Raw genomic sequence first — 13,272 nt, 5'->3', positions numbered from 1 at the left:
GTGCCCTCAGTCGAGGTTCTTTCCGATGATCCGGATCAGGAAGGCGGCCACGATGTTGGCCAGCACCACCGCGAAGAGCGCGCCCGCCGAAGCCACGCCGACGTCGAAGTTCATCAGCGACTGCTTGAAGATCAGGTAGGTGAGGTTGGTGCTCTCGTTGCCCGGGCCGCCATTCGTCGTGACCGCGATCTCCGCGAACACGGAGAGCAGAAAGATCATCTCGATCATGATCACGACCGCCATCGGCCGGCCCAGGTGAGGCAGGGTGAGGTAGCCGAAGCGCTGGAAGGCGGTGGCACCGTCCATGCGCGCGGCCTCCATCTGCTCGCGGTCGAGCGATTGCAGCGAGGTGATGAAGATCAGGCAGGCAAAGGGCAGCCACTGCCAGGCGACCATGATGATCACGGAGAACAGCGGCACGTCCGTCAGCCAGTCGACCGGCTCTGCGCCGAAGCTGCGCCAGAGGTCCGCGAGGATGCCGTAGATCGGATTCATCATCATGTGCTTCCACAGCAGCGCATTCACCGTCGGCATGACGAAGAAGGGCGAGATGAGGAGCACGCGCACGATGCCGCGGCCGGGGAAGGGCTCGTTGACCAGCAGTGCGAGCCCCACCCCGAGCGCCACCGTGATGATGATGACGCTGCCGATCAGCACCAGCGTGTTCCACACCGCCGGCCAGAAGTCCGGGTCGGTGACGAAATAGTGGAAGTTCTCCAGCCCGTTGAACGTTCGTTCGCCCGGCTGCATGAGGTTGTAGTTGACGAACGAGAAGTAGATCGTCATCGCCAGCGGCACGAGCATCCAGAGGAGCAGCGTGACCACGGCCGGCGCCATCAGCGCGCGAGGCAACAAGCGGTTCATAAGAAGACCCCCAAGTCTTTCGTCGTGAGCTGCCGCGGACCCGGCTTCGCCGGTCCGCTGGCAGCGTCCCCCGCGGGGGGAAGGAGAAGCGACACGCAGTGCGCGCAGCCTGGGGGGCTACTTGTAATACCCACCTTTTTTCATCTCGCGTTCGGCGGCGGTCTGCGAGGTCTTCAAGGCCTGGTCGACCGTGACCTTCCCTGACAGCGCCGCGCTCATCTGCTGTCCGACCGCCACGCCGATCGCCTGGAACTCGGGGATGGCGGCGTACTGCACGCCGACGTACGGCGACTTCGGCAGCGTGCTGTCGTTCGCGTTCGCGGTGTCGATGGCCTTCTTCTCGGCTTCGGCGAAACGCGCCGCCTTCATGAACTCCGGCGATGCATAGGTGGACTTGCGCGTGCCGGTCGGCACCGTACCCCAACCGTGCTCCTTGGCGACAAGCTTGACGTAGTCCTTCGAAGTCGCCCATTTGACGAAGGTCTGTGCCGCGTCGACCTTCTGCGAGCTGGCCGGAATCGCAAGTGCCCAGGCCCACAGCCAGTTTGCGCCCTTGGGCGTGACGGCCACCGGCGCCTGCGCGAAGGCCACCTTGTCGGCCACCTTGGATTGCTTGGGATCGCTCACGAAAGAAGCCGCGATGGTCGCGTCGACCCACATGCCGCACTTGCCTTCGTTGAAGAGCGCGAGGTTTTCGTTGAAGCTGTTGGCCGAGGCGCCGGGCGGGCCGTAGGCCTTCATGAGGTCGACGTAGAAGTTGATCGCGTCATGCCAGGGCTTGGTGTCGATCTGCGGCTTCCAGCTCATGTCGAACCACTGGCCGCCGTTGGTGTTGACCATCGTCGTCAGCAGCGCCATGTTGTCGCCCCAGCCGGGCTTGCCGCGCAGGCACATGCCGTAGACGCCGGCCTTCGGGTCGTGGATCTTGCCGGCGAGTTCCTTCACCTGCACCCATGTCGGTTGGTCGGGCATCTTGAAGCCGACCTTGTCGGCCAGGTCCTTGCGGTACATCAGCATCGAGCTCTCGCCGTAGAAGGGCGACGCGTAAAGCTTGCCGTCGGCCGACAGGCCATTGCGCATGGCGGGCAGCAGGTCGTCGACGTCGAAGTTGGCGTCCGTGGCGATCGGCAGCAGCCATCCCTTCTTGGCCCAGATCGGCGTCTCGTACATGCCGATGGTCATCACGTCGAACTGACCGCCCTTGGTCGCGATGTCGGTCGTGACGCGCTGGCGCAGAGTGCCTTCCTCGAGCGTCACCCACTTGAGCTTGATATCCGGATTCGCCTGCTCGAAGAACTTGGTGAGCTTCTGCATTTCGATCATGTGGCCGTTGTTCACGGTGGCGATGACCAGTTCGGTCGCGGCATGCGCCAGGCCTGTGCCCGCGATCGCGAGCGCCAGGCCCGCCTTCAGAAAGCGCTTCATGAGTTGTCTCCTTGTGGTCGACGACAGGCGGTCGCCGTGGCCGGATTCTGGAGACTCTGGCTTGCAGGTTTGGTACTGGCTCAGCCGATTTCGATACTTGGATGCACCACTTGATCGGTGACTTCCCTAGTTTCGGAAAGCAGGGATGTGAAAGGTATCGACGCTCCCTCAGGGTTTACGCAGATAGGCAGCAGCCTCAAGAAATCTACAATATGGACACTCATCCACAATATGGACGGATTGAAAATGCCCCTCGATGACTCGGACCCCAACCCGAAGACCCCTTACCAGTACCCGAACCCACCGGATGCGCTGCCCGAGATCGTGGTGCCGCACGCCATCCCGACGGACGAACGTCTGTGGGTGCCGCAGGCGGAGAACGTCTGGTTTCGCCCGCTGTGCCTGAATGCCAGTCAGGGCTACTGGATGAATCTGCTGCGCGTGCGCAAGTCGGGCGTGCTGAGTCGCCATCGTCACCCGCAGGCGGTGCACGGCTTCGTGCTGAAGGGCCGCTGGCGCTATCTCGAGCACGACTGGGAAGCCACCGAAGGCAGCTACGTGTTCGAGCCGCCGGGCGAAACCCATACGCTGTACGTGCCGGAGGACGTGGAGGAAATGATCACTTACTTCCAGGTGAACGGTGTCATGTACTACACCGACCCCTGGGGCAAGGGCATGGGCTACGAGGACGTGTTCACCAAGATCGACATGTGCCGCAAGCATTTCGAGGCGGTGGGCCTGGGCGCCGACTTCACCAAGCAGTTCATTCGATGAGCGAGAACTACGGCCGCGCGAGCTACGACTTCGCCAACGCCGTGGCGGTCGTCACGGGCGGAGCGAGCGGCATCGGCGCTGAGGTGGTCGCGCACCTGCGGCGCTGCGGCGCGCGCGTGGCCGTGTGGGACATGGCCGCGTTGGCGGATGACGATGCGTGGAAGGTCGACGTGACGGATCTCGACAGCGTCGAACGCGCCGCGCAGGAAGTCGTGAAGCGCTTCGGCCGCATCGACTTCGCGGTCAACAGCGCGGGCTTCGCAGGGCCGACGATGCCACTCGATGCCTACGACCCGCTCATGTGGCGGCGCATCGTCGACGTCAATCTCGTCGGCACCTTCAACGTCTGCCGCGCTGTGGTGCCGCATCTGCGCGCAGCGGGAGCAGGGCGCATCGTCAACATCGCGTCGCTGGCCGGCAAGGAAGGCACGCCCAACGCCTCGGCCTACAGCGCGGCCAAGGCGGGTGTGCTGGCGCTGACCAAGTCGCTCGGCAAGGAACTGGCGACGACCGGCATCCTCGTCAACGCCATCGCGCCGGCCGCGGTGCACACGCCGATCCTGGCGCAGATGTCGCCCGCGCACGTGCAGACCATGATCGACAAGAGCCCGATGCAGCGTCTCGGCGAAAGCATCGAAGTGGCCGAGATGGTGGCGTGGCTCTGTTCGGGCTCATGCACCTTCAACACCGCATCCGTGTTCGATCTTTCGGGCGGACGCGCGACCTACTGAATCTTCGCGGCGAGGCGCTCCCCGTGCGCAACGCCATCACTTTTTTCCAACACCACCAGAGACATTCATGATTCGATTCGCACAAAATCTGCGCCGCGTCGCGGTCCTGTCCATGCTGCCCGCCGCGGCTGTGCTCGCTGCCGGCCAGGCCTCGGCCCAGGCGCGGGACTTTCCCAGCAAGCCGATCGAGTTGGTCGTGCCCTTCCAGCCCGGTGGCGGCACCGATGCGCTGGCGCGTGCTTTCGCCGACGCGACCCGCAAGCACATGCCGCAGAGCATGATCATCGTGAACAAGCCCGGCGCGAGCGGCGCCATCGGCTGGCAGGACGTGATCAACGCCAAGCCGGATGGCTACCGCCTCGCGGTCGTCACGGTCGAAGTGACCACGCTGCCGCACATGGGCCTCGCGAAGTTCACCTACGAGGACATGACGCCCATCGCGCGTCTCAATGCCGACCAGGCCGCGATCACCGTGCGTGCCGATGCGCCATGGAACACCGTCGAGGAGTTCCTTGCCGCAGCCAGGAAGGACAGCGGCAAGCTCAGCATGGGCAATGCCGGCAACGGATCGATCTGGCACCTGGCGGCCGCCGCGCTCGAGGACAAGACCAGCGTGAAGTTCAACCACACGCCGTTCCAGGGCGCCGGCCCCGCCGTGCTCGCATTGCTGGGTGGTCATATCGACGCCGTGGCCGTGAGCCCGGCCGAGGTCACGACCTACGTGCAGGCCGGCAAGCTGAAGACGCTGGCCGTGATGGCCGACCAGCGCGTGAAGGGCTTCGACAAGGTGCCAACGCTGAAGGAGCGTGGCATCGACCTGACCATCGGTACCTGGCGTGGCATCGCGGCGCCGAAGAACACGCCGCCGGAAGTCGTCGCCTACCTGAAGGACCTGAGCAAGAAGGCGTCGGACGAACCCGCCTTCCGCGAAGTGCTGGAGAAGCAGAACCTGGGCTTCGCCTACGCCGACGACGTCGCCTTCAAGGCCGTCATGGCCAAGGACAGCGCCTACTTCAAGACGCTGATGGGCAAGCTGGACCTCAAGAACTGATCGCGCGCGACATGACTTATCAGGCAGAACTTTTCAAGGGCAAGCGAGCACTGGTGGCGGGTGCCACGCAGGGCATCGGTGCCGTCATCGCCAACCACCTTGCCGCACTCGGCGCTGAGGTGACAGCGCTCGGCCTGGGTGCCGGCGACGGGACGCTGGACGCGGCGGTCGAGGTCAGGCAGGCCGACGTGACGTCGAATGAAAGCCTCGAGGCGGCACTGTCCAGCATCGACCGGCTCGACATCGTCTTCAACTGCGCGGGCATCATCCAGCGCGGCGCAGAGCACGACCTGGAGGTTTTCCAGAAAGTGTTGAACGTGAACCTCACGGGCACGATGCGCGTGTGCACCATGACGCGCGAGCGGCTGAAGGCGAGCCGGGGCTGCATCGTCAACACGGCCTCCATGCTCAGCTTCTTCGGGGGCGGGTTGGTCCCCGGCTACGCGGCCAGCAAGGGCGGTGTGGCGCAGCTCACCAAGTCGCTGGCCATCAGCTACGCGGCGGACGGCATCCGGGTCAATGCAATCGCTCCTGGCTGGATCGCCACGCCTCTGACGAAGCCGCTGCAGGACGACCCTTCGCGTGCCGGCCCGATCCTCGCGCGCACGCCGCTGGGGCGCTGGGGCACGCCGGACGACGTGGCGCGCGCGGCGATGTTCCTGTGCACGCCGGCGGCATCGTTCATGACGGGAGTGATCCTGCCGGTGGACGGTGGCTACATGGTGGCGTGAGGGCGATGGCGCAAGGCGAGCGGTATGAAAGGCACGAGGATAATGACCCGGCCTCTTCGGCCCTTCCTTCACTCGCTGGTCTCACTGTCCGTTCCATGCCCGCTCCCCGGTCTACTCCCGCCACCCCTTCGCTCGCCGAGGAGTCCGTCCAGGCGAAGGTCGCCGGCACCGCGGCGTTCTCCAAGTTCATGCGCGTGCTGCAGTTGGTGGCGGATGCCGAGGAGCCGGTCAATGTCGCTGCGCTGATGCGCGCGAGCGGCTATCCGCGGCCGACCGTGCATCGCATCGTTGCCGCGCTGATCGCCGAACGCCTGCTGGTGGAAAACCAGAACAGCGCGAACCTGGCGCTCGGCCCGCGACTGATCCAGCTCGCGAGCCGGAGCTGGGGCCGGTCGGAACTGCGGCTGGCCGCCGTCGATGAACTCAAGCGCCTGCGTGACCTGACCGGCGAGACGGTGCACCTGGCCGTGCCCAACGGCACGAGCATGGTCTACATCGAGAAGCTCGAAAGCCCGAGCGCGGTGCGCATGGCCTCGCGCATCGGCACGAGCGTCTCGCTGCACTCGACGGCGGTGGGCAAGGCGTATCTGGCCGCCCTCGACGACAAGACCTTCAGGGGCTTGGTCAAGGGCCTTCCCATGTCTCGCTACACAGACAAGACCACGGTTGAGCCGGCCGCCCTGCGCGCCCAGATCGAACAGACGCGCGAGCGGGGCTGGTCGGTGGACAACGAGGAAAACGAAGCGGGCATCTTCTGCTTCGGCGCCGCGATCCGCGGAGCGGGCGGCGTGCCCGTGGCGGCCATCAGCGTCAGCACGCTGATGTTTCGCCAGAAGGAAGACCCGGAGCAAGCCTACGTGGCGCCGCTGCTCGAAGCGTGCCGGGTGATCTCGGAGCGCATCGCGCAGACGCCATCGCTTTCATCCGGCGACGTCCTCTAGCCTTCGTCGGCTTGCGTCGGGAGGCCGAAGCGACCTCAGGCAGCTTGCAGCGTTGTCGTGCGTTCGCCGAGACGGCTGCTCCATGCCGCCAGTGCCAATGCGCCCAGCGTGATGGCGGCACCCGCCCACGGCAGATCGGCGAGTGGGGCACCGGCAGCCAGCATCCCGCTGCCGATCCACGCGCCGGTCGCGTTGCCGAGGTTGAACGCACCCTGGTTGAGCGTCGATGCCAGGTTGGGCGCGGCATCCGCATGCTGCACGATGAGCGTCTGCAGCAGGGGCACGAGCGCGAACGAGAGGGTGGTCCACAGCAGCATCAGCACGACGGTCGCAGCCTTCATCGGCAGCACGAAATGCATGAGCGCCAGCACCAGCGCGTTGAGTCCGAGCACCAGCAGCATCGACGGCACCAGCCGCCGGTCCCCGAGCCGGCCGCCGACCGTGCTGCCGATGGTCAGGCCCACGCCCAGCAAAAGCAGGATCGGCGCAACCGCCGCGTTCGAGAATCCGCTCACCTGCGTGAGCAGCGGCGCGATGTAGGTGAACACGCAGAACAGGCTTGCCGACGTCAGCGCGCTGGTTGCCAGGGCCAGGAGCACGCGGCGATCCGCCAGCACGGTGAACTCGCGCAGGATGTTGCCCTTCTGCATCTCGATGTGCCGCGGCAGCAGCACCACCAGCGAAGCGACCGCGGCAAGTGCGATCACCACGATGGATGCAAAGGTCATGCGCCAACCGTAGTGCTCGCCGATGATGCGGCCGAGCGGCACGCCGAGCACATTCGCCAGCGTGAGGCCGGTGAACATGAGCGCAATCGCCTGCGAGCGCTTGCTGGGCGCCACCAACCCTGCTGCGACGACCGAGCCGATACCGAAGAAGGTGCCGTGCGCGAGCGCGGTGATCACGCGGGCCGCCATCAGCAATCCGTAGTTGGGGGCCAGTGCGCAGAGCAGGTTGCCGAGCACGAAAAGAGAAGCCAGCGCGATCAGCGTGGCCTTGCGCGGCAGCCGCGCCGTTGCCACGGCGAACACCGGTGCGCCGACCACGACGCCCATGGCGTAGCCGGTGACCAGCAAGCCTGCCTGGGAGAGGGTGACGCCGAGGTCGAGCGCCATGTCGGGCAACAGCCCCATCACGACGAATTCGCTGGTGCCGATCGCGAACGCGGCGGCAGCGAGGGCCAGCAGGGCGACGGGCGTGCGCGACGGAGTTGCGAGCGCCGGATCGGTCGGAGTGGTCATTGAATGGGAAATTGGGGTTAACCCCTATTATCCCGGACGACCCGTCTCAAGTCGCAGGCAAAAGGGAATTCCGTCGGAACTCCGTCGCATAAAGCAACAGTGCGACCACCGCAAAGGCGCCGCCGAGGAGGCACAGGCCGCCCCATCCGTGAAATGCATAGATGGCCGCGGCCAAGCCGGATGCAACGGCGGCGCACATGAAGATGAAGGTCAGGAACAGGCCGTTCAGCCGTCCGCGCAGCTCAGGCGCCAGGATGTAGAGGTTGCGCAGGCTGAGCACGTTGCACAACTGGACAGCACCATCGAGCAGGATGCCAGCCGCGACCAGACCCGTCAGCGAGCGGTAGTGGACTGCCACGGCGCCGAGCCCGAAGGACAGTAGTGCGGCGACGATGGCCAGGCCCGTCGCCGGCCGCGTGAGTCCGCGGTCCGCCAGGCGCCCGGCCCACGGTGCCGCCAGCGCTCCGGCAGCGCCTGCCAACGCAAACAGCGCGATACCGCCCTGGCCCAGTCCGAACTCGTGGGCGAGCGCGAGCGGCACGGCGGTCCAGAACGCCTGGAAGCCCGCGAACATCATCCCCTGGTAGAAGGCGCGCCGGCGCAGCAGCGGCGTGCGCCAGACGATGCCGGGCAGCGAGGCCATGGTGCGGGCATAGCCGGTCGAGGCGTGCGGCTGGCGCTGGGGCAGTGCGCGCCACAGCACGACGGCCAGCGTCGCCATCAATACCGCGGAAATGGCGAATACGGCGCGCCATCCGAAGGCTGCGGCGATCAGGCTCGAAAAGGGGCGCGCGAGCATGATCCCTGCCAGCAGCCCCGCCATGATGTTGCCCACGACCTTGCCGCGCGTCGCCTCCGGCACGAGGTGCGAAGCCAGGGGCACCAGCACCTGGGCCGCCACGGCGCAAGTCCCGACGAGAAACGAAGCCGCGAGGAAAGTCGCTGCCGAATTCGACAGCGCGATGCCGACGAGCCCGATGACGGCGCCCACCATCAAGACGGTGATCAGCCGCCGGTTCTCCACCACGTCGGCCAGCGGCACCAGCATCAGCAGGCCGGCACCGTAGCCGAGCTGGGTCAGCGTCATGATCAGGCCGGCCAAGCCCGCATGCAGCTGGAGCGTGACGGCGATCGGCCCGATCAGCGGCTGCGCGAAGTAGATATTGGCGACGCAAAGCCCGCACGCGATGGCGAACAGGATGGTCAGTCCGGTGGACAGCCCGGCAGGCGCGACGGCGGATGTCCCGCGGGGAACGGAGTCTTGGGGATGGGGCACGGAGAGGTCTCGCAACGGACTCCAGGGCTCGCCCTGGGTGGAGGGCCGGCACCTTAGCATGTCTCCCGAGAACGTGCCGACGGACTTCGAAGGCAGCCCGCGCCCGCCGCCCTCTCCTTGGCCCGGCCGGCCGGCCGTTGCGTTGATGGAAAATGCCCTGCTCCCCCGAAAGATCAAGCACTTATCCAATGCTGACAACGAATTACGGCAAGCAGGTGCTTTCTGTTGCACCGATGATGGATTGGACAGATCACCACTGCCGGTACTTCCATCGCCTCCTCACGCGGCGCACGCTGCTCTACACCGAGATGGTGACGACCGGCGCGCTCATCCACGGCGACGTCCCGCGCCACTTGCGTTTCAACAGCGAGGAGCATCCTGTCGCGCTCCAGCTCGGCGGCAGCGAGCCGGCAGATCTGGCGCATTGCGCAAAGCTGGGCGAGGAGTGGGGCTACGACGAGATCAACATCAACTGCGGCTGCCCGAGCGAGCGCGTGCAGCGCGGCGCCTTCGGTGCGTGCCTCATGAACGAGCCGCAGCTGGTGGCCGACTGCGTGAAGGCGATGGTCGATGTGGTGGATCTGCCCGTCACCGTCAAGCACCGCATTGGCATCGACAAGATCGAAAGCTATGAATTCGTGCGCGACTTCGTGGGCAAGGTGAGCGAAGCGGGCTGCGAAACCTTCATCGTCCATGCACGCAACGCCTGGCTCAAGGGCCTGTCCCCCAAGCAGAACCGCGAAGTGCCGCCGCTGCGCTATGAGCTGGTGCATCGGCTCAAACACGACTTTCCGGCGCTGCATTTCTCGATCAACGGCGGCTTCAACGACAACGCGCAGATGCATGCGCACCTGCGCCTGCTCGACGGCGTGATGATCGGCCGCGAGGCCTATCACAACCCCTGGTGGCTGGTCGAATGGGATGCAGTCTTCTACGGCGAGGCACCTTCGACGCTGACACGGGAAGAGGTCGAGCGCCAGATGTGCGACTACATGGCCCGAGAGGCCGCCGAGCACGGCACGCCATGGTCGAACATCGCCCGCCATATGCTCGGCCTGCGCAATGGCCTCCCAGGCGCCCGCCGCTGGCGCCAGGTCTGGAGCGACCACCGACTCAAGTCCCGCCCCCCCCACGAGGTGATGGCGATCGCCCACGACCCGGCCGAGCAGGCTGCCTAAGCGAAAGCGAAGGCAGCCAGATCGAGGAATACCGCGGACCCGGCTCCGCCGGTCCGCCGGTATTGCCCCCGGCAGGGGGTAGGCGAAGCGACACGAAGTGCGCGCAGCCTGGGGGCGAGCCTAGTTCGCTGCTTCCAGGCCGTTGCTGAAGTGCCGCTGCATCCGCGCCATGGCCTCGGCGGCATCGCGCGCCTTGATCGCCGCCATGATGGCCCGATGCTCCTTCAGCGACTCGCCGATGCGGCCGGACTTCAACAGCGAGTTGTGGCGGTTGAGCTTCATCACCTTGCGCAGGTCGGCGACCATCTGGTCGCGCCAGCGGTTGTCGGCGATCGCGAGCAGCCGCATGTGGAAGCGCTCGTTGATCGCGAAGAAGTTCTGGCGATCGATGTGGCCCGGCGCCGCGGCGGCTTCGAGCTCGGCATGCAGGGCATCGAGCTCAGCCAGCTCGGCTTCCGTCGCGTGCTCGGCGACCACGCCCGCGGCATCGCTCTCCAGCAGGCTGAGCAGGTGGTAGACGTCCGCCAGATCCTTCTCCGAGACCTCGGTCACGTAGGCGCCTCGCCGCACCTTCATCGTGACCAGGCCCTCGGCCGCCAGCACCTTCAGCGCCTCGCGCAGGGGCGTGCGACTAATGCCGTATTCGTCGGCCAGCTTGAGCTCGTCGATCCAGCCTCCGGGTTCGAGCTCCCGGCTGAAGATGCGCTGGCGCAGAAGTTCGGCCACTTCTTCATAGAGGGCGCGCGGTGTGAGGGTGACAGCAGACATGGCTGGAATGTACCCCAGGTTCGATCTTTGAATTAATAATTACGGATCGGTTAGACTACCGATCGAATTTGAACTGTGCCGCTCCTGCGCGGACACTCCCGACACACTCGCACGACCTGCAAAGCGGCGCTCATGAGCAAATCCGACATCACTTTTTCCACCGCCACACTCGAAGCCTGGACCAAGGCCGCCGCCAAATCGGCCCCCGGCGGGGATCTCAAGGCACTGAACTGGATCACCCCTGACGGCATTACCGTCAAGCCGCTCTACACCGCGGCCGACTTGCAGGGACTGAAGTACACCGACACGCTGCCGGGCTTCGAGCCCTACCTGCGCGGCCCGCAAGCCACCATGTACTCGGTGCGTCCGTGGACCATCCGCCAGTACGCGGGTTTCTCGACAGCGGAAGAATCGAACGCCTTCTATCGCAAGGCGCTTGCCGCGGGCGGGCAGGGCGTCAGCGTGGCCTTCGACCTCGCGACCCATCGCGGCTACGACAGCGACCATCCGCGCGTGACCGGCGACGTCGGCAAGGCCGGCGTGGCGATCGATTCGGTCGAGGACATGAAGATCCTGTTCGACCAGATCCCGCTGGACACTGTGAGCGTCTCGATGACGATGAACGGCGCGGTGCTGCCGGTGCTGGCAGGCTACGTGGTCGCGGCCGAGGAACAGGGCGTCGCGCAGGACCAGCTGAGCGGAACCATCCAGAATGACATCCTCAAGGAGTTCATGGTCCGCAACACCTACATCTTCCCACCCGCGCCGAGCATGCGGATCATTGGCGACATCATCGAGTACACGGCGCAGAAGATGCCGAAGTTCAACTCGATCTCGATCAGCGGCTATCACATGCAGGAAGCTGGCGCCAACCAGGCGCTCGAACTCGCCTTCACGCTGGCCGACGGCAAGGAATACGTGAAGACCGCGCTCGCCAAGGGGCTCGATGTCGACGGCTTTGCCGGACGGCTGAGCTTCTTCTGGGCCATTGGCATGAACTTCTACCTCGAAGTCGCCAAGATGCGAGCCGCGCGCCTGCTGTGGTGCCGGATCATGAAGGAGTTCAACCCGAAGAACCCCAAGAGCCTGATGCTGCGCACGCACTGCCAGACCTCGGGCTGGTCCCTGACCGAGCAGGACCCGTACAACAATGTCGTGCGCACCACCATCGAAGCCATGGCCGCGGTGTTCGGCGGCACGCAGAGCCTGCACACCAACGCGCTCGACGAAGCCATCGCGCTGCCCACCGAGTTCAGCGCGCGCATCGCGCGCAACACGCAGTTGATCATCCAGGAAGAGACGCACATCACCAATGTGGTCGACCCGTGGGCTGGCAGCTACATGATGGAAAAGCTCACGCAGGACATGGCTGATGCGGCCTGGGCCATCATCGAGGAGGTCGAGGCCATGGGCGGCATGACCAAGGCGGTCGACAGCGGCTGGGCCAAGCTCAAGATCGAGGCGGCAGCCGCCGACAAGCAGGCCCGGATCGATTCGGGCAGGGACGTGATCGTGGGCGTCAACAAGTACAAGCTCAAGGAAGAGGACACGCACGACATCCTGCAGATCGACAACGTCAAGGTGCGCGACGGGCAGATTGCCAAGCTCAAGGCGATCCGCGAGAAGCGTGACAGCGCCGCCGTGCAGGCCGCGCTCGATGCACTCACCGCTGCCGCGGAAAGCGGCGAAGGCAATCTGCTCGACCTGAGCATCCAGGCCGTGCGCCTGCGCGCCACGGTCGGCGAGATCAGCGATGCGCTGGAAAAGGTCTACGGTCGCCACCGCGCCGACACGCAGAAGGTGACGGGCGTCTACGCCGCCGCCTACGACTCCGCGGAAGGCTGGGAAGCGCTCCAGCACGAGATCGCTGCCTTCGCCGAGGAGCAGGGCCGGCGCCCGCGCGTGATGATCTCCAAGTTGGGGCAGGACGGCCACGATCGTGGCGCGAAGGTCGTCGCGACCGCATTCGCCGACCTGGGCTTCGACGTCGACATGGGACCACTGTTCCAGACGCCCGAGGAATGTGCGCGCCAGGCAATCGAGAACGACGTGCACGCGGTGGGCGTCAGCACGCTGGCTGCCGGCCACAAGACGCTCGTGCCGGCCATCATCGAAGAGCTCAAGAAGCAGGGTGCCGACGACATCATCGTGTTCGTGGGCGGCGTGATTCCGCGCCAGGACTACGACTTTCTCTACGAAGCCGGCGTGAAGGGCATCTACGGCCCGGGCACCCCGATCCCCGCCAGCGCCAAGGACGTGCTGGAACAGATTCGTGCAGCAGTAGCGGCCTGA

The 13,272-nt window shown here is 65.6% G+C and carries 12 protein-coding genes; 7 read left to right on the top strand and 5 right to left on the bottom strand.

Annotated elements, in window-relative coordinates; all coding sequences use genetic code 11:
- Positions 1 to 6: 6 nt before the first annotated feature.
- Together QTI04_RS03955 and QTI04_RS03950 are read right to left on the bottom strand one after the other, a co-directional pair.
- Positions 7 to 864, bottom strand: coding sequence for a carbohydrate ABC transporter permease (locus tag QTI04_RS03955; protein WP_286614278.1), 858 nt, complete (start codon positions 862 to 864; stop codon positions 7 to 9).
- 117 nt (positions 865 to 981) lie between these two features.
- Positions 982 to 2,289: a sugar ABC transporter substrate-binding protein gene (locus QTI04_RS03950; protein WP_286597828.1), complete on the bottom strand. Its 1,308-nt coding sequence runs from the start codon at positions 2,287 to 2,289 to the stop codon at positions 982 to 984.
- Between the two features lie 246 nt (positions 2,290 to 2,535).
- Between QTI04_RS03950 and QTI04_RS03945 the strand changes: the two genes are divergently transcribed.
- The 5 genes from QTI04_RS03945 (at position 2,536) to QTI04_RS03925 (ending at position 6,517) form a co-directional block, all read left to right on the top strand.
- Positions 2,536 to 3,063 carry a 2,4'-dihydroxyacetophenone dioxygenase family protein gene (locus QTI04_RS03945; RefSeq protein WP_286597829.1) on the top strand — a complete coding sequence of 176 codons (528 nt, stop codon included), beginning with the start codon at positions 2,536 to 2,538 and terminating at the stop codon, positions 3,061 to 3,063.
- Entirely contained in the window at positions 3,060 to 3,794 is a 735-nt protein-coding gene (locus QTI04_RS03940) for an SDR family NAD(P)-dependent oxidoreductase (RefSeq protein ID WP_286614277.1), read from the top strand. Before QTI04_RS03945 ends, QTI04_RS03940 begins: the two co-directional genes overlap by 4 nt.
- A gap of 67 nt (positions 3,795 to 3,861) precedes the next feature.
- Complete coding sequence (locus tag QTI04_RS03935; RefSeq protein WP_286614276.1) at positions 3,862 to 4,845, top strand: tripartite tricarboxylate transporter substrate binding protein; 984 nt, start codon at positions 3,862 to 3,864, stop codon at positions 4,843 to 4,845.
- A gap of 11 nt (positions 4,846 to 4,856) precedes the next feature.
- On the top strand, positions 4,857 to 5,576 hold the full coding sequence (locus tag QTI04_RS03930) for an SDR family NAD(P)-dependent oxidoreductase (protein WP_286614275.1): 720 nt from the start codon (positions 4,857 to 4,859) through the stop codon (positions 5,574 to 5,576).
- Between the two features lie 95 nt (positions 5,577 to 5,671).
- Complete coding sequence (locus QTI04_RS03925) at positions 5,672 to 6,517, top strand: IclR family transcriptional regulator (RefSeq protein ID WP_286614274.1); 846 nt, start codon at positions 5,672 to 5,674, stop codon at positions 6,515 to 6,517.
- A gap of 35 nt (positions 6,518 to 6,552) precedes the next feature.
- Here the strand turns inward: QTI04_RS03925 and QTI04_RS03920 are convergent, their stop codons facing one another.
- Both QTI04_RS03920 and QTI04_RS03915 read right to left on the bottom strand, forming a co-directional pair.
- Positions 6,553 to 7,758, bottom strand: coding sequence for an MFS transporter (locus QTI04_RS03920; protein ID WP_286614273.1), 1,206 nt, complete (start codon positions 7,756 to 7,758; stop codon positions 6,553 to 6,555).
- A 46-nt stretch (positions 7,759 to 7,804) separates the two neighbouring features.
- A complete protein-coding gene (locus QTI04_RS03915; RefSeq protein ID WP_286614272.1) occupies positions 7,805 to 9,034 on the bottom strand; it encodes an MFS transporter in 1,230 nt (409 codons plus the stop codon).
- 188 nt (positions 9,035 to 9,222) lie between these two features.
- Here QTI04_RS03915 and dusA point away from each other — a divergent pair, with 188 nt between their 5' ends.
- Entirely contained in the window at positions 9,223 to 10,212 is a 990-nt protein-coding gene (dusA, locus tag QTI04_RS03910) for a tRNA dihydrouridine(20/20a) synthase DusA (RefSeq protein ID WP_286614271.1), read from the top strand.
- 120 nt (positions 10,213 to 10,332) lie between these two features.
- On the opposite strand, the gene QTI04_RS03905 is transcribed toward dusA, so the two are convergent.
- Positions 10,333 to 10,980 carry a GntR family transcriptional regulator gene (locus QTI04_RS03905; RefSeq protein ID WP_286597864.1) on the bottom strand — a complete coding sequence of 216 codons (648 nt, stop codon included), beginning with the start codon at positions 10,978 to 10,980 and terminating at the stop codon, positions 10,333 to 10,335.
- 132 nt (positions 10,981 to 11,112) lie between these two features.
- Here QTI04_RS03905 and scpA point away from each other — a divergent pair, with 132 nt between their 5' ends.
- On the top strand, positions 11,113 to 13,272 hold the full coding sequence (gene scpA, locus QTI04_RS03900; RefSeq protein WP_286597865.1) for a methylmalonyl-CoA mutase: 2,160 nt from the start codon (positions 11,113 to 11,115) through the stop codon (positions 13,270 to 13,272).

This window comes from Variovorax sp. J22R115 (assembly GCF_030317005.1).
GTDB lineage: Bacteria > Pseudomonadota > Gammaproteobacteria > Burkholderiales > Burkholderiaceae_C > Variovorax.
This window is presented reverse-complemented; position numbering and strand designations above follow the sequence as displayed.